Here is a 22494-nt window from a genome sequence, read left to right as displayed (position 1 = left end):
CCTGGCAGGGTGTCCGTGCAGCTCAGGGGCTGTTTGTCCATCGCCGGGCCGTGCCGACAACTTCTCCCTGGGCACCTCCGGGCCCGGGTGAAGTTCCCGGGGCGGAGTTCGGCGGCGCAGCGGGCGGCGGGCACCAGGCGAAGCGCGGGGTCGGTCATCCTGGTGCCGCGCTCCGCGCCGGGGGAGTTGTCCGCCTGCCGCCCGGCCGGGCGGGCCGGCACGGCGGCCATGAGGGCCGTCCCCGGTCGCTGCGCGGGCCTCGGGGCGGGCGGCGCTGCCCCGGGCCGCTGGCTGCCGACCCGGCCGGCCCCGGCCTGCCGGTGGCGGCCTGGCCGTCGAGCGCGCCGACCGGAGCCGGTTTTCCAGCGGCCCGGCCGGCTCATCGGGTGCCGGGGCCGGTTCGGTCGGGGCAGCGGCGCAGGTCCCGACCCAGGTCCCGGCCTGGGGCCTGGCCTGGGTCCTGACGCCGGTCCCCCGAGTCCGACGCAGGACCGGCGAACGTGCAGCTCACAGGCCCGTCCAAGGCTCCCGGAAATTCCGACATCCCTGTCCCGGCCCCTCTTCCTGCTGTGGTGGTGGGTGGGCGGTGGTGCCGGACGGGACGGACGGGCGCTGCGCGAGCCTTCCCCGGCGGCCCGGCCGGGCCGGGGCGCGACGTCGGCCAGGCCGCCGGGCACCCGCGCCCGCGGGCTCGTTGCACCCGTCGGCCGGCCCCGGGGGCGGTTTCGTATCCGGTTTCGTCTCTGGTTTCGTACCTGGTTTCGTCTCTGGTTTCGTTTCCGAGCACCCCCGTCCCGCCGCGCCCGGCCTGTTTTCGCAGTCAGGCCCGGTTAGTTCGGCCCGGCCGGTGCCGGCTTACCCCTGGGAGCCCCCGACCCGGCCGACGAAGGAGGAAGGGAAGGGTGGTGGGCGGCGGCACTCGGGGTTCGGGGGGCGCTGCGCTGGGCTGTTCTTCTTTCTCCTCGACCGGGCGGCCGGGCCGGTGGCCGGGCGGTGACCGGGCGGGGCCCGGGTCGCTTGGCGGGCCGGCAGCTCACTTCGTGACTGGTCCGTCCGGGCTGTCGCGGGCCCTTGTTGCGCCCTCGTTGGAGAGGGCGCGACAGGGGCCGCTGCCGCGCCCTGCGGCCTGCATCAACCCCCCTCGGCCCCCGTCCGCGGCCCATCGCGGCAGCACCGCCGGGACACCGCCCACTACCTGGGCCCACTACCTGGGCCCACTACCTGGGCCCGCCGCTGTGGCAGGCTGTCCGCGTGTCAGCCATGGAACCCCGCCATCCCCTGCGCGTCACCGCTGTGCCCGCTCCCGGCTCGGTCCGTGTCCTGGGCCTGGCCGGCGAGATGGACTACGACAGCCGCGACCAGTTGCGCCGGGCTCTGGCCGCCGCGCTCGAAGAGGACCCGTCCCTGCTGGTGCTCGACCTCTCCGGCCTGGACTTCTGCGACTCCAGCGCCCTGGACGAGCTGTTCAGGGCCCGGCACGACAAGCCCGGCGTGCCCATCGTGCTGGCGGCCCCGCGTCCTCAGGTGAGGCGCCTGTTCGACCTCACCGGAATAGGCCAAGTGTTCGTGATCGCCGAGAGCGTCGCCGCCGCCATCGAGCACCACGGCCTGACCGGCACCGGGCAGGGCTGAACCGCACCGCCCGCCGCCCGGCCCATTGCGACAGCAGTACCGGAACAGCCCCCGCCCGGGCCCGCCCGCGGGCCCGCCACCGCTGACGGTTAGGGTCGCTGTCCGGAGCGCTGCGAGGTCATCGACGCGTTCCGGTGCTGCGCCCCGGCCGGCGGCATGGGAGTGGTGCCCGGTCGGGGTGCATGCACTGCCGGGCACGGGTCATACGGGCGGTGCGGAACCCTCGCCCAGTCCTGTGGGCGCATCCGATCCTCCAGATCCGGGTTCCGCGCCGACGCCGTCCCTGCGGTGACCGGCCGCGCTTCGAGCACGCGGCCGGGGCCGACGCAGCAGGGGCGGCGTCGGCACGCCCGGCCCGGTCCGGCCTGCCCGGCCTGCGACTGGTTGATGGAGAGTGACTTCACCGACGGCGAGTACGTCGAGGCCGACCACCACTGCGCAGGCGACCGATAGCTCACCACGGGGGCGGCTCACCAGGCCGTCCCCACCGTCATCCCGCCGGCCTTGGGTGGTCGGTTGCTTCGGCGGTGCGTGCCCCGGCCGCTGCCGGGGCCGTGCGGGTGTCCGGCGCCCCGGCCCTGGGCCGCATCGGGCGCCGTCCGGGGCGGTGGTGGCCGGGGCTGCTTTCCGTGGCCGGGGGCGGCCCGCCGTGCCGGCCTCTGGCCGCCTTGGCCGCCGTTCCCGGCGCGGGTCACTCGTCCTGGTCAGCCCACGGCATCCGGCCGGACGGGCCCACCAGGGTGGTGCGGTGGCCGGCGAAGCGAGCCACCGCCCGCTCCAGCCGCCTGGGGTGGACGTCGACGTACTCTCCGTCCCGGGTGAAGCGGCACAGGATGAAGCCGCCGCCGAGGCCCGCCATCCGCTGGAACGCACTGCTGAGCGCGCCTTCCCTCGAGGGCCACAGGACGACACGGCCCTTGCCCACCTGGACGCTGCGCACGAGGGCCCAGCCGATGGCGGGCCTTCGTCGGCCGCGGCCGGTGACCGTGATGCCGTCGGTGTCCATCCGCAGGGTGAACCGGTCCAGGCACGGCCCCTGAAGGAGGAGGAAGCCGATCGTCACCTCGGCCTGCAGCACGCACAGCGCGAGGAAAACGGCAGCTGCCCCGTGCGCGAGGCCGCCGAGGCCGCTGAGCCACCGGCCGGCGGTGAGGACGAGCAGGTCGATGCCGGCCAGAACGGCGATGGTCCGGGCGCCGTTGTACCTCCCTTGCAGCACCAGCGCCTCGGCGTCGTCCCGCAGCACGCCGTCGTCGCAGTGGAGGTCCGGGCTCCAGCGGTGCCCGGCGAAGCGCTCGAGGGCTTCGTCGATCCGGTCGGCCGGGCCCCGGAGGCGGCGCAGTGGCAGTCGGAGCGCAGGCGGGTTGTCGGACGACTCCGTGGTGCGGATCACCAGGTGGCCGGGGCGGTTCTCCCAGTCGTGGGATCGCTCGCACCCGACGGATCGGACACAGCTCCAGGGCCAGAACCGTGCGTCGGCCCTGCGGCCGGCGCCCACGCGCAGGCCGGTCGCGTCGATGCGCAGGTCGGCGGGGACGACCTTCTTGACGAGGCTGGTCACCGGGAGGGCACTGCCGAGGGACAGCAGCAGGGCCGGGGGCAGCGCGCCCCACGTCCCGGCCGCCACCAGGCAGCCGACGAGCCCGAGGGGCAGCACGAGCAGTCCCGCGATCCCGAGGACGGCGATGGGTGCGGCGGGGCGGGTGTAGTGGGCGGGCCGTCTGCCGGCCACCGGTCGGCCCGCGGGCGGGAGCCAGCGGTTGCCCGCCGCCGTCCGCAGCGCGGAGTCGAGCTGGGCGATCACCGACCCGCTGAATCCGAACAGCGGGGTGAGCCGTACCTGGTGGCCGTCTCCGGCCCGCCGGTTGTAGCGGCGGAGCGGATTGCGTCCCGGGCCGTGCGCGCCGGGTTCGAGGGTCAGCCACAGATCGCGCCTGCGGCCGCCGGGCCGGCGGGTGCGGATCTGGACCTGCGCCACCGATGTCCACGCGTACGCGGCGACAGTGAGCGTCGCGCTGCCGATCCGCACGCCGTCGGGGCCGACGTACACCTCGATCTTGTGGCGCAGCACGGCCACCAACGCCAGGAAGCCGTATGCAAAGGTGACTTGGAACGTCAGCAGCGGGGACGGGTGCGCGACCCGGGCGGCCTGCACGTAGGCGGGGACGCCGAAGGCGAAGCCGGTGCAGAGCAGCGTCCAGGTCCGCCACAGGGCCAGTACGGACCCGCGCTGGACGAATTTGTCCTCGCCGGCTCCGGTCTCTTTGTCGCCGTCCCGCGGTGTTGGCGTCGGGGAGGGTGATGCCGAGGACGGCGGGGCCGCGCGGTTGACGGTCAGGGCGATGGCGTTGCCCATCTCGGTATTGAGCTGGCGCGGTGGCGGCCGTCTGGCCGCGGTCAGCCGTCTCCTGACCTCGGGGAACACCTCGCCCAGGGTCAGCGGGTCGCCGGCGCCCGGGATCCCTTCCCCGAGGACGGACAGCAGCGTTCCGGTGAAGGCGGTGTAGGTGGCCCCCGGCGGTGCCAGGGCGGCCTGGTCCGCGTGGGCCGAGGCCATCACGTACGTACCCTCGATGTCCAGGTCCGGTGACGGCGCGCCCATCCGGGTCCGCACGGCCAGTCCGCTGAAGCAGCAGTCCAGGATCAGGACGCGCTTGCGCGCGCGGCTGTTGTACAACGCCCGCCGTAGGAGCTCAAATGGCAGCGCCGTGACCTCAGGGTAGTCCTCCTGCGAGCTGGACACTGTGAGGTAGAGATCGTCCAGTCTCCCGTCCGAAGGCCGCAGTCCATGCCCGGCGTAGTACACCAGGAGCAGGTCCTCGGCGGTGCCGGCGCCCTCCTCGATGGACCTCAGCATCGAGCGCGAGTCGGCCGGGTCCTCGACCACGACGACTTCTTCGGCGCGCAGCGCGGCGCCGTGGCCACCGGTCAGCATCGCGTGCAGGGCCCGCACGTTCGCCCGCACCGAGGGCAGGTCGGCGAGGGCGGCCTGCTGGTAGGAGGCGGTCCCGATGATGACGGCCGCGCTGCGCGGCCGACCTCCCGCATTCATCGCGGCCCGGTCTCCTCGAGCAGCGCACGGAGCTGGCGCCTCGCCTCGTCGGGATCGTCGGAGCTGACCGTCACCCGCCGGTGGTCAGCCGTGGTGACTTCGATGGTCGTGCGGCTACGCCGACGCCCCGCCAGCCAGCCCCAGAGCCCGGTCACCAGCGCCGGTCCGGTGCCGTCGAGCAAGATGTGCAGGGCCTCCGCGCCCGCCCCCATCTCACCCGGGCCGGGACGGCCGCGCACCACCTCGCACCGCCCGCGGAACTCCGGCTGCTCGGTCAGCCAGTCCAGCAGCGACGCCAGGTCCTCTATGCTCTTCGAGCGGACGAACACTCCCACCGTTCCCCCCGGGATCCGGACTCCCCTTCCGTGTTCGAAATGATGCCGCAGGGGTGACCCGGTCCGCCAGGGCGGGGATGCGCACTCGGCCCGACCACCAGGCCGCAGCCGCACCCCAGTTGGCCGCCTTGCACGAACCGCGCACCGCCCTGAGCCGGTGCGGCCGGCCCGGTGACCGCGAGTCTTTCGAGCACGCGCTGGTGGTGCTGTGCCGCTGCCGCGATCGGGTACCACGGCCTGACCGGTGGCGGGCAGGGCTGAACCGCACCGCCCGCCCTGTGTCCCTCTGGCGCGGGCGGTGCTGCCTGGGGCCGTGCCCGCCCAGCTGTCGGCCGGTCAGGTGCTTTGCCCTGCGCGGATGGCGGCTGTCAGTGTGTGGGCGAGGGTGTCGAGTTCGGGTGGGTAGTAGCCGAGGACGGTGTCGGGCATGGCGGCGGCCAGCGCGCGCACCGCCACCACCGTGACCTTCTCGGCGGCGGTCAGCTCGGGCAGGGTCTGCCGGCCTTTCCCCTCGCCGCGGTCGTAGTCGTAGGCCGGGCCGATCACCGACGGTGCCAGCAGCCGGGAGCGGTGCGGCCCGTCCAGGGCCTCCCCGTCCCCGCCGGGCACGATCGCCTCGGCGGCGCTCGTGAGGGCCCGGGCGTGGGCCTGTTCGGTCTGCCTTCCGGCCGGGGTGCGCACCCAGCACGCGGCCTGCCGCCCGGTCTCGGCGGCCCGCTGGAGCGCGTGCCGCTCCCGCTCATCCGGCTCGTACGGGGTGTCCTGGTGGTCGAGGCGCAGGGCCTGGCGCTGTTCCTCGTCGGAGTGTGGGGCGAGACTGACCGGGCCGGGGGCGGGGAGAGAGCCCATGCCTTCCCAACTCCTGTCCGGCCCGGCCGGTCACGCCGTCCGTCCGGTCCGTCGGGGCTGCGGTCCGCCGGCCCGTTCGCTCTGGTGCGTGCGGGCCGCCCCGGCTTGTGTGGGCGGGGCCGGGGCAGTGTGCGGGGTGCGGTGCCGGCGCCCGTCGTTCACCGCGAAGGGAGCGGGGGCGTCGGCACCGGGAGGGAGAGTCCGCTGTCTGGGCTGGCTCATCCCGCCGGCCCGTGCGGTGCGCGGTCCGACAGGAAGGACCGTATACGCGGCCGATGTCCGCCCCGCATGTGACACGCACGCCGTACCGGCTGTCTCCCGGTCTGCGCCGCTGCTGGTGCGCGCCGGGTCTGACCGGCGTCTGGTGCCTGGTTCGGGCTGTGGGCGTGGTGGGCGGGTCTCCGGTTCGGGTCGGGGGATTGGTCCGCTCTCCTGGGCAGGGCTGGCCTGGTGCGGGATAGCGGGGTGGACTGGTCGGCCGGGTCGGGCTGCTCGGGTAGTCCACCCAGGCCCGGCCCGGCCGCCGAGGATGCCGGGAAGGGGCTGTGAAGGCCTGTCATGAGCCCTGCGGGGCATGGACGTGGCCGCTGCCCCTGGGGCATGCTGGCGCTCACGTGGGCGCGCGGGCGGCGGGGGCCGCAGGACCAGGTCGTGGCGGCGCTGATGAGCGCGTTCTTCGACAAGCTGACCAGGGAGCAGCGGGCCGATCCGCGGGAGGTGGCCAGGTGCTACGCCACCGACCTGGCGTGGCACCGCAGCCGGCTGCTGGCCGGCAAGCAGGACAGCCGCTCGCCCTACTACGTCGGTCTGTCCGCCGGCGCCGCGGACTTCACCCAGGTCACCAAGCGGGTCACGCTGGTCACCGACACCATGCTGCTGACCGAGCACCGCGGAGCCGCCCACGATCTGGGCTTGCGTTCCGCGTTCCCGCACGCGCCCGGCAATGCCCCGGCCATGGTCCGGGCCGCGCGGGAGCGGTACGGGGTCGTCTCCGAGGACCTGGCCGCGCTCGGCCGCTGGCTGCTGGACGCCGAACCCCTGCTGCGCACCGGCCTGGCCTGGTTCTGCCCGCAGTACGTCACGGGCCGGGCCCTGCTCCATTTCCGTTCGGAGCAGTTGCCGATCGGGCCGGTGGAGGTGGCCGACTACCTGGTCGAGCACGGTCGCGCGGTGGACCTGTCCTCGGCGAAGCCGCTGGCGAGCCGGGTGGTGCGGCCGGTGCTGGAGATCGACCTGCCGTTCCTGGACGGCCTGAGCCTGGCCGACTTCGCCAAGGTGACGCGCGAGGAGTTCGACTCCTACCGCCTGTTCCGCGACTTCATGCGAGCCCGCCTGCTGGAACTCGACAGCGCCCTGGAAGCCGAGGACTCCCAGGTGCAGCTCGAACGCCTCGCCCTGGCCATTCGCGGAGAGATCGAGACGGCCCGCACGAGCTTGAGCACCGCCTCCCGCACTCAGGCACTCACCCGCGCCGGAGCCGTAGTGACCTCCACCAGCGCGCTCCTGGCCGCGGTGCGCCCCGACGCGCTCGCGGGCGCTCTCGCCACCACGGGAACCGCCGCGAGCGGCCTGGCCGGCCTGTGGCCCACCATCCAGGCGTACGCGGACCGTAGTCGTGGCCGACAGGACAAGTGGCACTACGTATGGGTCTTGCAGCGCAAGGCGCGCTGAGCGCGCTGCGGCGAACCGGTCGGTGCGCGACACCTTGGGCTTCGCTGCGGCCGCCGCCCGCGCCGCCGCCAGCTCCCCGCCCATCCTTGATGCCGAGTGCCAGTACCAGGTGCTGCTGCTCCTGGTCGAGCTCGGCGAAGCCCGCCCGCTGCGCCCGCACCAATCGCCCGAGCTGCTCGCCCCCGAAGTCGGTCTCCACGTCCAAGCCGGCCCAGTCGACCTGGCCATCCGACTCCAGCCACCGCTGCCGCGCCATCGCATACGAGTGCTGTCAAGTGATCGGCCGGCGCGGGCACCGCCACGGATCGATCTCCTCCAGCGCCGCCCTGGGCTCGGGGGCGCCGCCGTGGTTCACGGGTGTCAGAGCCAGCCTTGTTGGGCGGCTTTGATGCCGGCTTCGAAGCGGCTGGTGGCGCCCAGGCGTTCCATGATGGAGGCCATGTGGCGGCCGGCGGTGCGGGAGGAGAATCCGAGGCGCTGGCCTGCGGCGTCGTCGGTGAGGCCGGTGCCGAGCAGGCGCAGGAGTTCGCGTTCGGTGGCGGTGAGGCCGGTGGCGGGGTCCTCGGGAGCGGGGGAGCCGAAGGGGACGGCGGTGTTCCAGGCCTGGTCGAACAGGTCGGTCAGGGAGTGCAGGAGGCCGGGTTCGGTGACGTGCAGGGCGCCTTTGCGGTTGTCTCCGGGGTCGATGGGGACGAGGGCTTCGCGGCGGTCGACGATGACGATGCGCTGGGGGACGGTGGGGGAGGTACGCACTTCGCCGCCGTGGCTGTGCAGCCAGTGGGCGTAGGTGACGGTGTGGGGCTGGTGGCGGGTGGAGTCCTGGTAGAGGGTGCGGATGGCGATGCCGCGGGCGAGCGCCGCGGCGTCGTTGGGCCGGGAGGCGTCGAGGTCCTCGGGGCGCTGGTTGCCGGGTTGGATGCTGATGACTTCGCGGGTGGTGTCGCGGCCCATGCGTTCCAGGCGGTGCAAGATGGCGTCCATGCCGAGCAGCCGCTCTCCGTGCCCGGCGCGGTGCTCGGCGCGGTCGGCGACCATGCGGGTGACGGCGGCGCGGGAGGCGGCCAGGGTGGCCTGGCGTTCGGCGAGTTCGGCTTCCTGGCAGGCCAGCAGGTCGGCGAGGCCGACCGACGGATCGACGGCGCGCATCCGGCCGGGGTGTTCGGCGGAGGCGCGCACCAGCATGAGGTTGCCGAGTTCGTCCAGGCAGCCGTGCACCTCGTTCTCGCCGATTTCGCAGTGGGCGGCGATCTCGGCGATGCCGTCGGCGGGTCGGTCGAGCAGTGCCCGGTAGACCCGGCCGGCCGTGGCCGTGAGTCCCAGAGCCTCCAGCATGGTCCCCCTCATGTGGTGGTTCGCGGGTGATGTCGTGTGCGGTGGCATACGAAGCGTCACGCATCCTGGCAGACCGGCCCGTTCGATCACAAGATCGATTCTGTACCTTATGGGGCATCCGCAGGCCTATGCCCAAAGAGTGCCCGACCTCAATTCATGATGTGGACATGGCGTCGTGTCTGGTGTCGGACAGTCCGGTTGGCGACATCCGGAACCCCTTCCGGCGGGGTTCCGGAGCGGCGAAAGTAGAGCTCGCCGCCAGGGAGAACGACAACCGGGCGGCGACCGGAAGAGGGTCGACCGCGGGACTCCTCCACCGGACCGGCCACCTGATCCCCCGTCACGTCCGAAGGAAGACCACCATGACCAGCACCCGCATCGCCAAGACCGCCGCGGTCCTCGCCGTCTCGCTCGGCGCCCTGCTCCTGACCCCGGTCACCGCCTCCGCCACCGACACGGCCGCGGTCCCCACCACCCCCGCCCCGCCCGCCACCGTCACCACCGACAGCCTGGGCTGGGGCGGCTGACCGCGGGTGGACGTCGTCTACGCCTCGCTGCACCGCAAGGACACCGCCGGCCGGCCCCGAGACGGGGAAGCGGAAGAGATCCAGGCGGTCCTGTGGGCGCACGCCCGGCCCACCGACGCCGTCCAACACATCACCGTCCGCTGCGAGTCGGAACGGGTCGATCTACTGCTCTACCTGCTGACCCGCCCCACCACCGACGCCGCACCCGCCACCGGGCACCCCGCAGCCCCGGCCGAGGCCACAGCGAAGGACTCGCTGGCCGTCGCACACAGCCTGATCACCCGCAGCCACCGGGCATCGCCGATGCTGCAACGGCGCTACCAGCCGCCGACCCCGCCCACTGCGTGCTGACCTCCCGTTCCACACCACCCCGCGGCCGCATTCCAGGGGCCCGCACACCGTTCTTCCCGGCGCCGCCGTACCACCGTCCTTCCGACGGACACCCGCTGCCCGCTTGAACCCCGCCTCACCGGCCCGTGCCGACCCCGGCTGCCGACCACGCAGCGCCCGGTGTTCACGCTCCGGCTGTTCCTGCAGGGCAGCCGTCCGCCGACACCCCCGCCCCGCCCGCCACCGTCAACCACCGACAGCCTGGGCTGGGGCGGCTGACCGCGGATGGACGTCGTCTACGCCTCACTGCACCGCAAAGACACCACCCCACACACCCCAGCCAGCAAGGCGGACGAGGTGCCGGCGCCCCTGTGGCGCACGCCCGGCCAGCCGACGCCCTCCGGCACATCACCGTCCGCTGCGAGACAGACCGGATCGACCTGCTGATCTACCGCGCCGCCCCGAACTCCCGCGCACCGACCCGCAGGCCGTCCTGCGCTAACTGCTCACCCGCGCCCCGCATGCCTCGCCACCGCTGCGCCGGCGCTACCTCCGAGACACCGACAGACACCCGCTCTCGCCCTGAACCGATCTCCCCGGCGACACCCCGCCCCGGTGCGCAACCGCCGCGGCCCACGTGCTGCGCCGGCCACCGGCATACAGGCGCCCGGGCCCTCGGCCGTCTCGCGGCCCTACAGCCCCCTGCGTCACCTGCCCGCCGCCCACCAGCGTCTGCTGGACCGCCGCCATCCCACAACGCCCGCCCGGGTGCCCTGACCGCTGTTCCTGCAGGACAGCCGTCCACCAGCACCACCGAGCCTTCTCGCGTGCCCGGCACGCCACATCGCCACCCGAACCGTTCCGAGGAGAACTCCGCCATGCCTTCCTCCTGCAGCTCCAAGCTCGTTGGCGTCGCCCTGGCCGCCGCGATCGCCGCCTCCGGCGCCGTCGCCACCACGGCGCTCACGGTAGCCACCGCGGCCACCGCCCAGGCCGCGTCCTCGGTCGGCGGCCAGATCACCCGCTCCGAGGTCCTGGCCCGCGCCAAGTCCTGGGTGGACCAAGCCGTCCCGTACTCCCAGGTCAGCTATCACACCGACGGCAGCGGCACCCTGTACCGGCAGGACTGCTCCGGCTTCGTCTCCATGGCCTGGCACATCAACACCTCCGGCACCAACAGCGGCTTCACCACCAACTCCGCCGTCAACTACTCCACCCGGCTCGCCGGCCTGGACAGCCTCAAGCCCGGCGACACCCTCAACAACATCAACACCCACATGGTGCTGTTCGTTGGCTGGAACGACTCGGGCCACACCTCCGCCACCATCTACGAGGAACCCAACTCCGACTCCACCGCCCGCTCCCGCGTCATGACCCGCTCCGATATGACCAGCGGCGGCTTCCTCCCCTACCGCTACAACAACATCGTCGACGACCCGTCCGCTCCGGTGTACAGCGGTGATGTGCCGGTGTCGGGGAAGTGGGGCGGGTCGGCGTCGACGATCGGCGTGTTCCGGGACGGTGTGTGGGCGCTGCGGAACTCGAACTCGGCGGGCAGCGCGGACGTGGTCGCGGGGTTCGGTAAGGCCGGCGACGTGCCGATCACGGGGGACTGGGACGGGTTGGGGCACGACCAGCTCGGTGTCTACCGGCCCAGCACCCGCGAGTTCGTGCTGCGGCACGACGACGCGAGCTCGAACTCGCTGGTGTTCGGCAACGCCGGGGACGTGCCGGTGCCGGGGATGTGGGACCACAACGGCCACGCCCAGATGGCGGTCTACCGGCCCAGCACCGCGACGTTCACCGTCCGCCACGACGACGGCACTACCACCAGCGCTCCTCTGGGCAACCCGGGCGACACCCCGATCGTCGGCGACTGGGACGGCGTGGGCCACACCCAGATGGGCGTCTTCCGCGCCGGCACCAACCCGGGCGACGCCAACACCTTCGCCCTGCGCCACGACGACGGCACCGTGACCACCGCCACCTACGGCGAGAAGGGCGACCTGCCCGTCGTCGGCGACTGGAGTGCCAAGGGCCGCACCACCTTCGGCGTCTACCGGCCCGGCACCGCGACCTTCGCCCTCTCCAACGCCTACACGTCCACCGCCGACTACGTCTTCAAGTTCGGCAACGGCGGCACCTGGTCCTGACCCCGCCACACCCGGCAGCCCAGCACCTGGCCGAGCAGCAGCGCGACCAGGGCTGGGCCGTCTCACCCACCCCGACACCGGCCTCACCTACAGCGCCCACTTCGACCGTGTCGAAGACGCCCCCGCCGCCCTCGCCGCCCTTGCCGACGCCGAGGCCGTCAATGCTCGCCTTCCTACGGCCCAAGCGGCACAAGGCCAGCTCAACAGGCCGGTCCGCATACCGGAACGCCCCATCCAGGACAGCCACTTAGCTTGCCGTTTAACGTTCGGCTTCGAACGGCCGGGTGGGATGGCCTGCGGTTCCGGGCCATCCCAGCGCAGTGAACCGCTCTTCCGGCATGATCAGTGCATGGAGCGAGTTGTTGATCTTGACGAGGCTGTCCTTGAGGTCGAACGGCGGAGCGGCCGTTGGGAGGCTGCCGGGCTCACCGTGGAACCGGTCACCTGGCCCTTCGAGGACTGCAGCGACCTCCCCAGTTCCGTGCCGTCTCGAAGCACTCTGAAGCGGCTGCCTGAGTTGGACGCTGCCGGCCATTGGATGTGGCGGGGCGGCATCTCGTGGTCGCGAAGGCGGCGATGCTGCCGATCCGGCCGACAGTGAGCCTACTGGCCTCCAGGTCTGCCGGGCAGTTGAGGTCCCGCTTGAGGTCCGCTTCGCGCAGTTCGTTGCCCTCGTCGTGGAAGTAGCGGGTCAGCACGGTTTCTCCCCTTCGCCTGGCCCGGCCGAGTGCGGTTCGGCACGAGAGCACCCGCCCTGTTGCCGCACGGGAGATCCCTCGCCCGCGCGGGAATCAGCCCAGGCGCCGGCGCTCGCCCGTGGCGGCGGAGTCCTTGATCGCGTCCAGCAGGCGGTGGGTACGGACCGCGGTGGCGAAGGAGGGGTCGAAGGGCTCGCCGGTGCGTATGGCGTGGGCGAGGTCGGCGTAGACACGGTGGACGTTGCACGCCGGGGCAGGGGCGGCGGCGAGGGCCGGGAGGTAGCGCGACGGAAGCACTAGCGTCTCGGCGGGAGCACCGTTCGCCTTGGCGAGGGTGAGGACGAACTCCGGGCCCACCAGCGAGTCGTCGGTGGAGTGCAGTACAAGCCGGCCGGCCCGGCCGTGCACCTCGATACGGAAGCCGTCGCCGCGCGGGCCGCCCGTCATCAAGTGGACGGAGGCGGCGGCGCCGGAATCCAGCAGGCCCGACACCACGATCTGGTCCGGCGAGGTGACCGTGAGCGGCTCGCCGGTCTCCTGGAGGGTGATGGCGCCGATCCGGGTCGTCAGGGTCGCGGAGAGTTCGGCGAAGCCGCCCACGATCGAGCCGTACATGTCGAGCGAGTGGCCGCCGACGACCGCGAGGTGGTTGACGCCCTTGGTGGCGTCGAACAGCGCCGCGTACCGCTGCGACCAGACCTCGGATGAGGCGATCGAGTAGCTGAGCGAGCTGGAGAGAACCTCGCCGACCGTGCCCTTGGCGACCAGGTCGCGCAGGTGGCGGACCATCGGGTGGTGCCGGGACTGCAGGCCGACCGCGGCCTGCACCCCGGCCGCCTCCGCACCGGCCCGGAGCCGCTCGGCGGTCCCTGCGTCCAGGGCCAGCGGCCACTCGCTGTACACGTGCTTGCCGGCCGCGATCGCCGCGTCCACCAGGCCTTCCCGCTGGGGCAGTTGGACAGCGATGGTGACCAGGTCGACCTCGGGGTGCTCCATCAGCGTCCGGGCGTCGGCGAAGGCGTGCCGGGCGCCCCAGACACCGGCTGCCGCGTCGGCCGACTGCTGGCTCGTGCCGGCGACCGCGACGATCTCGTAGTCGTCCTTGGAGGCCGCTAGGGCGGGCAGGTGGATCGCACGTCCCCAGCCGCGTTCGGCGTGCGCCCCGACAACCCCGACCCGAATCCTGTCCGCCATGGTGGAACCCCTTGCTCCGCGTTCGTACGACCCGTCTTGTTGCCGGGATCATGGTCTGCGATCATGCCCCGAATGCGGAAGGAGGCACTTTCATGTCCCAGAGGAACACCGGTGTGACCATCGAGGTCAGCGCATTGAGGGAGTGCGAAACTCCTTCCGCCCAGGCAGCCTGCTCGGTGCTCGACGTCCTCGGCAGGGTCAGCGGGAAGTGGAGCATCGCCATCCTGCTGGTGACCACCCAGGGCCCGGCCCGCTTCACCGAGTTGGAGCGCCAGGTCAGGGGCATTAGCCGCCGGATGCTGACTCTCACCCTGCGCAAGCTGGAGCGCGATGGCCTGCTGTCCCGGACCGTCTACCCGACGGTGCCGCCGAAGGTCGAGTACACGGCGACTCCGATGGCGCGCGAGCTGTACGCCTCCCTGGTCGAACTGGCCGGCTGGGCCGAGCGGCACGTCGAGGCGATCGACCGGGCCCGCCTCGACTACGACGTCGCACTCGCCGCCGCCGGGCGAGACGCGACGTAGGGTCCTGCACATTGCGGCGACTGCCCGGCGCGATCCGAAAGATACGCCCTGGCTGTCATGCCGGTCGGTGGTGGATTGCGGTTTCGGGTGACAGGTAGCGTCCTGCCACGTCCTGCCTGGGTGGGCAGGACGATGACGTTCGAGAGCCAGGGCTCCGACGCGGTCCGGGCCCGGGACATCCACCTCAACCTTAGCAGCGACCGGCTCGGCGCCCTGGTCCGCGCCGAGGATGAGAGCGAGGTACGCGAGGTGATCCGCCTGGCCCTCGCCGAGCACTTCAACCAAGGCACCTACGGCACCATCCGGCCCGAGGACTTCACCTTCGCCACCAGTCCTACCGTCTGCTTGTCGCCTTGGGTGGTCGGCGCAGGGTGCGTCCGGATGCGGTGCTGGAGGCTCCGGAGGTCGGGGTGTCGGTGTTGATGGTGGAGGTGGACCGTTCCACGATGTCCTCGGCGTGGGTGGCGGCGAAGTTCGCCGGCTACCGCGAGCTGTTCCGGACCAGGACGCGGGACAACGACCCGGCGCTGGCCGGGGAGACGGCGGCGGCGGGGCCCACGGGCCCGGTGCGGTGGCTGAGTACGCGTACTCATGCCCTTCGTCGGCGTGTCTGCCATGGTGCTGCCATGACGGATGCGCCGCACGTGCCTGCTCGCCCGCGCAGGCGGCCGTGGTCGAGCCGGACGGCTCTGGTGCCGGACCTGTGTGTCGGCTTCGCGCTGTTCGTCGTCGAGGCGATCGGCTTCGCCTGGAACACCTTCATCTACGGCGTGGGTGTGTGGGAGGCGCGTGACAGCGCCGTGGAGGACGCGGCGCTCCTGCGGGAGATCGCCTGGACATGGCGCCTGCTCGTCACCGCCCTGGTCCTCGCGGCTCTCGCGCTCATCGCCCGCGCGCGGTGGACGGCGGTACTCCAAGTCCTGGCCGCCGCGGGCTTGGCGGTGGTGCTTGCCTTGTCCCAGCACAGCTACGACCGCACTCATCCAGTGCCCGGCCCGACCCCGGAGCCCGGGTACTCGCCCTGCTACAGCGGCAGCGGCACCTGCTTGTGAGCCCGGCGCCCGGCCGTTGCGCCCGAGCCGCTGCCGCCGCTGCGGGTCGTGCTGTCCACCGGCCAACTGTGCCGCCACGGTACCGGCCCCCCTATCGCCTGCCCGGTCGCCGTCCCGTCCCGGCCGCCCGGTCCGCCCGCCCCGCCTCGCCGTCCCCGCCCGCCTGCCGGTCCGTTCACCGGCCCGGCGGCCCACCGTCCGGTCCGCCCGGCGGTTCGCCCGCCTGTTCACCCGGCCGCTGGCCCGGTGTGGTGGGTGGTGGGGGCTATGGGTGGTCCGCGCGTGGCGGTGGGGGCCGCCCTGGGCTGGCGGGCGGGGGTGGACGACCGGGTCGGGAGTCGGCGCCTGGTCGTCCACTGGCCCGGTGGTCCGCTCCGGCCTGCCCGCCTGCCCGCCTGCCTGTCCGGCCTGCTCGTCCTGCTCGGCTCGTCCGGTCCCGTTCGACCGGCGGCTCGTGGGGCGATGGTGTCTGCGGCCCGGGTGCCGCTGTGCTGTCCTCTTCTCCGACGGGGCGGTCCGCCTGTTTGCGGGGTTTCCCCATCCGTTCGTTCGTCGGCGTCGAAGGGTTCCTGCCCGGTGATGTTGACTGCCTGGTGTCAACCGTGTTCCGGGCGGGTGGGGGAGAGGAACGGCGTGGAGATGTTCGGCGGCCTGCACGGGCGGCCCTGGCCCGAGCTGATGCCCGACCAGAGCCCCGTTCTGGTCGTCCCCTCCGACCCCGGGCGGCCGGTGCTCGCTGCGGACGGCTGGGCCGACCGCGACAGCGCCCTGAGCCGGAGCGCCGATGCGCACCCCGGCTGGTGCGCCGACCTCGAGGGCCACCACCTGGTTGTTTGCCGCACCGGCGGGGCGCTCTGGTTCGAGGGCGAGGTGGCCGCCACCCGTGAGTGGCGCCGCCGCGTGCGCGACCGCCGCCGTCTGCTGCTGGTCACTGGCCCGTTCACCAGCGTCTTCGACTTCCGGCCCGCCGCCGCCTCGGGCCGGCTGTTCTTCCTCAGCACCGCGGTCCGGCTCCTGGGCGACCTCTGACCCGATGCCCCCGGCCTCCGCCTCGCCCGCATCGCAACCCTGGCCCCCTGGCCCGACTCCGTACCGTCTCGAGGCGCCCTGGAGGTGGCTGTCTGAGTCAGGCCTGCTGGCCGTCTTGGGGTGTGTCGGGTGCCGGGGGTGTAGTCGACCAGTAGTGGGTCGACTTCGATTTCGAGGACCTCGATCCAACTGCTGGGTGCGGCCCACCATCGGGTGCCGGGTGCCGGGTGCCGGGTGCCGGGTGCCGGGGTGCCGGATGGCGGGGGCGAGCTGGCGCACCAGCACCCCGTGGGCGTCCTCGTCGATGTACTGGCAGGTCTCGATCCAGGCTGGGTCCTACGGATCGAGCCGGACCCTGCTGCCCATGGTTTCCCCTCTCCTCAGTCCCGTACGGCGTCCGCGTGCACGGGGTCTTGCCGTCGGCCTCTTCTTGCTGGTGGGTGGTCGGTTTCCTGCCCGGAGGGGCCGGGTGGGTGAAGTCGGTGTGTGGGCCGGGTGTCGTGCTGTCGGTGGGGTGGTTGTGGGCCTGCGGTGTGGTTGATGGCCCGGTGGAGTGGCCGAGTGACGAGGCGGCGGCCCGCAAGACCGTACACAGGGGTGCGAATCCTCTCTCCACCTCGACCGGTGGCGGGCCGCGGGCTGTGCGGCCCGCCACCGCCGCGTCTGCATGGGCAGGCGCTCCGCCGTGACCGGTCCCGGGGTCACGCGGCTGTGACGCTCGCCGCCCGCCCGTCAGGATGAACCCAACGGTCGGTCGGGCGGGGTGGCCGGCGGGTCAGCTGAGGGGGTGCCGGTACTCCTGGCGTACTTGGGCGGAGACCGCGCCGCCTTGGTCGAGTTCTGATCGTCTTGCCGCCTGGGCTCTGAGCAGCGTTCCCGCGCCCGCTCCGAGCAGTAGTGGCAGCGTGTACAACATCGTGCTTATGAATGCCAGGACCGGGATCAAGGCGGCGAGTGCTCGATGCGGGTCCGTCAAGGCGGCGAGCAGGAAAAGCGCCATGACTCCCGCCCCGGCTGCCACCGACAGCGCCGCTCGCGCGCGTTCGCGTTCGAGGAAGACTCCCAGGAAGAGGCCTGGAACCGAGCCGCAAGCGAACGCCCCGGTTCCTTTCCACAGGAGTGTGCCCACCATGGCAAGCGCCAGCCAGCCGGCCGCCCCCGCCCATGTGAGCCCCGCCCGCCGCTTCTCATCCGTAAACGAATTTTTCACTTCCGCTCCCCGCACCCGCAGTTGAGGATGGCATCGTGCCATAGAGCCGAAGTGCGGGTACTGAGCTCCTGGACGTCGGGGTCCGCCACCGTTCGCCATGCCGCCTCCATGCAGGCCGCCGGTTCGGCCGGGATCACCGACGCCAGCGGCGCGGTGAAGACGGAGGCCGACGAGAAGATCGAGGCGTCCTCGTTCCGCACCATCTGGCGCGTCCTGCGCGCCTTGGCCGCCCACGACGCCCAGGTCGTCGGCCGGATCACCGAGCTGCGCACCAAGCGGGCCGGGGAGAAGGACCAGTACCTCACCACCTCCGAGGCCGGTGAGGAGTCAGGCGAGGCCGCCGACGACGGGCAGCCGGACCTGGAATCGCCGGTGGAGTGGCTGCGGATCAACGCCCGCCGCCACGCCGCCCGGATCCTGCAGACGGTGAAGCTGCGGGCGTTCAACCCGCGCGCTTCGGAGTGGCAGCGCATGTTCGAGACGGCCGTCGCCTTCCACAGCGGGTACCGCCACCTCGACCCCGCCGACAGGGCCCGGGACGGCGCGCTGATCTCGTGGCTGGACCGCCAGCGCTACCTGCGCGGCGCCGGCATCCTTTCCCCGGTCCGCGTCCACGAACTCGACCAGCTCGGCATGGTCTGGGACAAGCACGCCCGCTCGTGGGAGCGCGGCTACGCCCACGCCTGCGCCTGGGCTGAACCGCCCCGGGTTCGGTAGAGATCTCAGGTTGTGGCTGTGACCAGGGGTTTCGTGGTCGCCAGGTAGTAGTTGGCCTCGTACTCAACGGGCGGGACGTGGCCGATCTCACCGTGAAGTCGCCGGTGGTTGTACCAGTCGGTCCACTCGGCTGTGGCGAGCTCGACGTGGGAGAGGGTCTTCCAGGGCCGCTGGGGCTTGATCACCTCGGTCTTGTACAGTCCGATGGCGGGTTCCATCAGGGCGTTGTCGTAGGCGTCGCCGACGGATCCGATCGAGGCTGCGATGCCGGCGGCGTCCAGGTGCTCGGCGAGCGTGAAGGACGTGTATTGCGAGCCGGCGTCCGAATGATGGATCAACTCACCGGGCAGGGGCGGATGTTGGTCGCGGTCCCGTTGCCACAGTCCCATGTCCAGGGCGTCCAGGACGAGCCGGGTCTGTTTCGTGGTCGAGGCGGACCAGCCGACGATCCGGCGGGAGAAGATGTCCACGACGAAGGCGACGTAGACGACGCCCGAGAACGCGGCGACATGGGTGAAGTCGGCGACCCAGCACCGGTTGGGGGCCGCGGCGACGAAGTCCCGGTCAAGCAGGTCCGGTGCCCGTGGCGCAGTGGGGTCAGGGACCGTGGTGATCACCTTCTTGCCGCGGACGGTGCCGGTGATCCCCAGCTCGCGCATGAGACGCTCGACGGTGCAGCGGGCCACGGCGTGGCCCTGGCGGTTCAGGTGCCGCCAGATCTTCCTCGCGCCGTAGACACGGTAGTTGGCGTCGTATGCCTCCTGAATCATGATCTTCAGCTCGGTGTCTCGGACGGTGCGGGTCGAGGGCGCCTGCCAGCGTTTGTGGTGGGCGTAGTAGGTGGACGGGGCGATCTTGCACGAGTGCTCGATCAGAACACGGCAGATCGGCTCGACTCCGCCGAAGCGGTCCCGGTGCTCGTCGATGAACGCTACGAGCGCAGGTGTGGCCGGTCGAGATCGGCCGCGAAGAAACTCGCTGCGGCCTTCAGGATCTCGTTGGCCCGCTTCAGCTTGGCGTTCTCCTTCTTCAGTCGCTTCAGTTCGGCCGACTCCTCCGTCGTCGTCCCGGGCAGGGATCCGGCGTCGATCTCGTCCTGGCGGACCCACTTGCGCAGTGTCTCGGTCGTGCCGATGCCGAGTTTCTCGGCGACCGCCTTCATCGCGGCCCACTCGGTGTCGTAGTCGGGCCGCACCTCGGCGACCATGCGCACCGCACGACGGCGCAGCTCAAGCGGGTACTGGCAAGGACGTGCCATGACTCGATCCTCTCAAATGATCGAGTCCCTACCGAACCCGGAACGGTTCACCTCTGACAGGAGACCTTGACCGTTTGCCATTCGGTCTTGACCATCAGCAGGTGTCTGCCACCTGATCTTGACTGGTGAGGAAGCAACGGACATTGGTGCGCGAGCATACGGCGATGCCGTGCTGGCAGCGGTTCTGCCGGATCCGGGTCCGCGGGCGAAAACCCTGCAGGTCGGAGCGGGTAAGTATGCCAGAATCGCCTGCCATGGAGAGTTGGGATGGACTGACTGTCACCGAGCAGGTGCTGGTCCGGCGTGCTGTCGCCGACCATTCCCCGCGCGGCAGCGAGCGGCACGTCACGGCCGTGCTGCGCTGGGCGGCCTCGCCGGAGGAGCAGCCGCAGCGGGTGCCGGAGCTGGCGGAGGCGGTGCTCCGGTTGGTCGCGGGCGGGTGGTTGACGGTGCGCCGGGCCCTCGATACCAGGTTCGTCCAGGAGGACAGCCCGGAGGTGACGGGCACGGAACTGGAGCAACTGGTCGCCGACCCGCAGACGTGGGTGTGGCCGTGGGACGAGTGGTCCGGGTTGCCTGCCCTTTCCCTGCGGGCGACCGATGAGGGGCGCCGCCGCTGGGAGTCCCGGGCGTATGCTCCGGAGGCCCAGCCCACCGCCCATCAGGTGGACCTGACGGAGGACGAGCAGCGGGTCTGGGCGTGTGCGATGGAAGCGAGCGGCTGGTTGACCGGACCGTTTGGGATCCTCGGCGATCTGCCGTCCGGGCTGGAGGGCGAGGAACTGCGAGCGTACGTGGCGTTGGAGCTCGCGCCACTGGTCCGGCTCGTCCGCGAGGGAGCGATCGAGGTGCTGCACGTCGCGGAGCCCGCCGCCGAGGGCACCGTCGTCCCGCTGGAGGACCTGCTGGATGCCTTCAGCGACCGGGGGTTGCGCTGCGACGACCGTGACGACTGGGGCGTCGGGTTCACCTGCATCCTGATCCAGTCGCTGGCGAACGCGCTCCGTTAGCGTCCTGAGCCGGAAAATCGGCAGAGGTTCAGGAAGAACACCGAGGCCGAGCGGTCAAAGTCACTTGGCAATCGGTCAAGGTCGGCTGTCAGAGGACATCTGCTCCCCGGCCCGGCGGGCCGCCGGCCATCCCGCCCGGGCCGCGGCCGCCGCGTTGACGGTGTGCCGGGTGCGGTGTCGGGCAGCTGCTCCTGGCCGCCGTCCCCGGGGCCACCACCGCCGCTCACCGCCCACCGTCGCCCACCGCCTGCCGCCACGGCACGCCTGCCGTCCCGGGTCGGTGCCGCACGCCACCGGCCCGTACCGGCCCGTACCGGCCCGCTGCGGGGCTGTCAGGCCCCGGCCCCGGCTACCCGCCGGTGCGGCCGCCTGGCCGGCACCCCCGCGCGGCCGTAGGCCGCCCGCTCGACCGGGAAAACCAGGAGCAGGAGGTGGAGGACCAGGCGGTGGAAGAGCTGGGGGACCAGGCGGTGGTGGTACCCGGCTGCGCCCCGTCCCGCCGTCCGTCCTGCCCGGCGTCCTGCCCGGCGTTCCGCCCTGCTGGGTCTTCTCCTGTCCGGCCCCGTGCTGTGCGGCGTTGTGGGGGTTTTGGGGACCGGTCCCGGATTCCACTGTCCGCGCCGCTCCTGGATTTCGTTGACTTGCCGCCGGGCCGGGTGGTGCTGCGCCCGCGTGCGGTGTTCTGCGGTGTTCTCCGGTGGTCCTGGGTTTCGCAGCACGGGGCAGCGGCGGATAGCACTCCTTCCGGTGTCGGTCATTCCGCCCGCTGGACCGGCTCCGGTGGTTTCCGGAACCCACCCGGATTTCGCTGTCCCGAATTCCTGGGTTTCCCGGCCAAGTGGTCATCCGGGACGGCTCCGATAATTCGCCTGATTTCCTGTCGTGTTTCACTGCCGATCGGGTCGTGTTCGCTTTTCGGAGGCTGTCCCACCTGTCTCCGGATCGAGTGCCGAAATCACGTCTGCTTTCCCGCCCGCGACCCTGGCCGGTTTCCCTTGCGGGCGTTCTTCGGGGCGGCCCGATTCACCGCCCGCCGTCCCGCCACTGCCCGCCGCCCCGTCCTGCCCGCTGCCTCGCGGTCCCGGTGTGCTGCTGCTCCCCGGAGGGGGGCCGGCTCCAGGAGGTGGTTCCGGGGCGCGCCCCCGTGAGGGCGCCCACTGGGGTGTGCTGTCGCCGCCAGGGGGCCGCAGGCCTCCCTTCCGGCTCCCACCGTCCCGGGCACCGGTGCCGCGCCACCACCTGGCCCGGTGCCGCCCGGTCCCGACCGGTCCCGGCTGTGCCCGCCGTACCCCGGCCTGGGGGCCGTGGGCCACCGTCCCGGCCCCGCCTGCCGTCCCGGGCCTGCCGTAGGCCCAACCCCGCACCAGCTCCGCTGCCGGGCCGCCAAGCTCCACCCCCCCCCGCACGCCCACCTGTCTAGGACGGTGTTTTCTGGCCCAGGGGTGACGGCTGCAAGCGGCCCCACCGGGGAACGGTGAAAGTTGGCCCCGGCCTGTGTCCGTTCGCTTGGACTCTCGCTCTTCCTGGACGGCTCCGGGGCCTGTCATGATCGCCTTGCCCGGCGTGGTGCACGCTTCTGGAGAGACGAGAGATGCCATGTTCACTGCACTGCTGGTTGCCGTGCTGGTGCTCACCGTTGTGGGTGTTGCTTGCGTGGTCTGGGCCGACCGGGGTGGGCCGCGCTGGGTGCAGGGCGCGGCGTCAGTGACTCGGGCCGTGGGTGAGATGGTGCGTGAGAACGAGAAGAAGCGTTCTCGGAAGGCTCTGCGAGGCATGGGCGGCATCAAGGGAAACACCGGCGACGGAGGGAACAGCGGCGGCGACTAACGAGTTGGTGCGTGATTGCGGCGGAGATGTGCTGGCCTGATCTGGGGCCTTGTTCAGGCGGTGGCGGTGCGGTCGGAGACCAGTCCGGCGATGG

18 protein-coding genes and 1 tRNA gene are annotated in these 22494 nt (G+C 72.1%); 12 read left to right on the top strand and 7 right to left on the bottom strand.

Annotated features, from left to right (window positions below):
• Positions 1–1260 precede the first annotated feature (1260 nt).
• Entirely contained in the window at positions 1261–1632 is a 372-nt protein-coding gene (locus ACIQVD_RS18005; protein ID WP_402290639.1) for an STAS domain-containing protein, read from the top strand.
• Between the two features lie 691 nt (positions 1633–2323).
• Here ACIQVD_RS18005 and ACIQVD_RS18000 read toward each other — a convergent pair.
• From ACIQVD_RS18000 to ACIQVD_RS17990, 3 genes are all read right to left on the bottom strand, one after another.
• Complete coding sequence (locus ACIQVD_RS18000) at positions 2324–4684, bottom strand: caspase domain-containing protein (RefSeq protein WP_402290134.1); 2361 nt, start codon at positions 4682–4684, stop codon at positions 2324–2326.
• Positions 4681–5013: a hypothetical protein gene (locus tag ACIQVD_RS17995; RefSeq protein WP_402290131.1), complete on the bottom strand. Its 333-nt coding sequence runs from the start codon at positions 5011–5013 to the stop codon at positions 4681–4683. The genes ACIQVD_RS18000 and ACIQVD_RS17995 overlap by 4 nt, the downstream gene beginning before the upstream one ends.
• A gap of 342 nt (positions 5014–5355) precedes the next feature.
• Positions 5356–5868, bottom strand: coding sequence for a hypothetical protein (locus tag ACIQVD_RS17990; RefSeq protein ID WP_402290128.1), 513 nt, complete (start codon positions 5866–5868; stop codon positions 5356–5358).
• A gap of 600 nt (positions 5869–6468) precedes the next feature.
• Here ACIQVD_RS17990 and ACIQVD_RS17985 point away from each other — a divergent pair.
• The gene (locus ACIQVD_RS17985) at positions 6469–7539 is read left to right on the top strand and encodes a hypothetical protein (protein ID WP_402290126.1); all 1071 of its coding nucleotides are present in this window, start codon (positions 6469–6471) and stop codon (positions 7537–7539) included.
• A 360-nt stretch (positions 7540–7899) separates the two neighbouring features.
• On the opposite strand, the gene ACIQVD_RS17980 is transcribed toward ACIQVD_RS17985, so the two are convergent.
• Positions 7900–8871, bottom strand: a complete 972-nt coding sequence (locus tag ACIQVD_RS17980; RefSeq protein WP_402290124.1) for a LuxR C-terminal-related transcriptional regulator — start codon at positions 8869–8871, stop codon at positions 7900–7902.
• Between the two features lie 362 nt (positions 8872–9233).
• Between ACIQVD_RS17980 and ACIQVD_RS17975 the strand changes: the two genes are divergently transcribed.
• The 3 genes from ACIQVD_RS17975 to ACIQVD_RS17965 all read left to right on the top strand — a co-directional run bounded on the left by ACIQVD_RS17975 (position 9234) and on the right by ACIQVD_RS17965 (position 11881).
• Positions 9234–9398 carry a hypothetical protein gene (locus ACIQVD_RS17975; RefSeq protein WP_402290122.1) on the top strand — a complete coding sequence of 55 codons (165 nt, stop codon included), beginning with the start codon at positions 9234–9236 and terminating at the stop codon, positions 9396–9398.
• A gap of 6 nt (positions 9399–9404) precedes the next feature.
• Positions 9405–9749: a hypothetical protein gene (locus ACIQVD_RS17970; RefSeq protein WP_402290119.1), complete on the top strand. Its 345-nt coding sequence runs from the start codon at positions 9405–9407 to the stop codon at positions 9747–9749.
• Between the two features lie 857 nt (positions 9750–10606).
• A complete protein-coding gene (locus ACIQVD_RS17965) occupies positions 10607–11881 on the top strand; it encodes a hypothetical protein (RefSeq protein ID WP_402290117.1) in 1275 nt (424 codons plus the stop codon).
• Between the two features lie 791 nt (positions 11882–12672).
• On the opposite strand, the gene ACIQVD_RS17960 is transcribed toward ACIQVD_RS17965, so the two are convergent.
• Positions 12673–13773 (bottom strand): Gfo/Idh/MocA family protein, encoded by a 1101-nt coding sequence (locus ACIQVD_RS17960; RefSeq protein ID WP_402290114.1) that lies wholly within the window; start codon positions 13771–13773, stop codon positions 12673–12675.
• Positions 13774–13865: 92 nt separating this feature from the next.
• Between ACIQVD_RS17960 and ACIQVD_RS17955 the strand changes: the two genes are divergently transcribed.
• From ACIQVD_RS17955 to ACIQVD_RS17940, 4 genes are all read left to right on the top strand, one after another.
• On the top strand, positions 13866–14297 hold the full coding sequence (locus ACIQVD_RS17955; protein WP_402290111.1) for a winged helix-turn-helix transcriptional regulator: 432 nt from the start codon (positions 13866–13868) through the stop codon (positions 14295–14297).
• 353 nt (positions 14298–14650) lie between these two features.
• Positions 14651–15349, top strand: a complete 699-nt coding sequence (locus ACIQVD_RS17950; protein ID WP_402290108.1) for a DUF6234 family protein — start codon at positions 14651–14653, stop codon at positions 15347–15349.
• A gap of 639 nt (positions 15350–15988) precedes the next feature.
• On the top strand, positions 15989–16378 hold the full coding sequence (locus tag ACIQVD_RS17945) for a hypothetical protein (RefSeq protein ID WP_402290637.1): 390 nt from the start codon (positions 15989–15991) through the stop codon (positions 16376–16378).
• Positions 16379–16925: 547 nt separating this feature from the next.
• Positions 16926–16996: transfer RNA gene (locus ACIQVD_RS17940), tRNA-Cys, on the top strand.
• 157 nt (positions 16997–17153) lie between these two features.
• Here ACIQVD_RS17940 and ACIQVD_RS17935 read toward each other — a convergent pair.
• Positions 17154–17588: a hypothetical protein gene (locus ACIQVD_RS17935; protein ID WP_402290105.1), complete on the bottom strand. Its 435-nt coding sequence runs from the start codon at positions 17586–17588 to the stop codon at positions 17154–17156.
• 108 nt (positions 17589–17696) lie between these two features.
• Here ACIQVD_RS17935 and ACIQVD_RS17930 point away from each other — a divergent pair, with 108 nt between their 5' ends.
• Positions 17697–18305 (top strand): helicase associated domain-containing protein, encoded by a 609-nt coding sequence (locus tag ACIQVD_RS17930; protein ID WP_402290103.1) that lies wholly within the window; start codon positions 17697–17699, stop codon positions 18303–18305.
• A 5-nt stretch (positions 18306–18310) separates the two neighbouring features.
• Here the strand turns inward: ACIQVD_RS17930 and ACIQVD_RS17925 are convergent.
• Positions 18311–19563 (bottom strand): IS3 family transposase gene (locus tag ACIQVD_RS17925; protein ID WP_402290100.1). Its coding sequence is split into 2 segments (ribosomal slippage): positions 18311–19281 and positions 19281–19563, totalling 1254 coding nucleotides; the frame shifts between segments, so codons are not numbered across the junction.
• Positions 19564–19817: 254 nt separating this feature from the next.
• Between ACIQVD_RS17925 and ACIQVD_RS17920 the strand changes: the two genes are divergently transcribed.
• Together ACIQVD_RS17920 and ACIQVD_RS17915 are read left to right on the top strand one after the other, a co-directional pair.
• The gene (locus ACIQVD_RS17920) at positions 19818–20573 is read left to right on the top strand and encodes a hypothetical protein (RefSeq protein WP_402290098.1); all 756 of its coding nucleotides are present in this window, start codon (positions 19818–19820) and stop codon (positions 20571–20573) included.
• A 1596-nt stretch (positions 20574–22169) separates the two neighbouring features.
• Positions 22170–22400, top strand: coding sequence for a hypothetical protein (locus ACIQVD_RS17915; protein ID WP_402290096.1), 231 nt, complete (start codon positions 22170–22172; stop codon positions 22398–22400).
• Positions 22401–22494: the final 94 nt, after the last annotated feature.

Origin of the sequence: Kitasatospora sp. NPDC090308 (assembly GCF_044769485.1) — a bacterium.
Lineage (GTDB): Bacteria > Actinomycetota > Actinomycetes > Streptomycetales > Streptomycetaceae > Kitasatospora > Kitasatospora fiedleri.
Note: the sequence above shows the minus strand (reverse complement) of the source record. Positions and strands in the feature narration are given on the sequence as shown.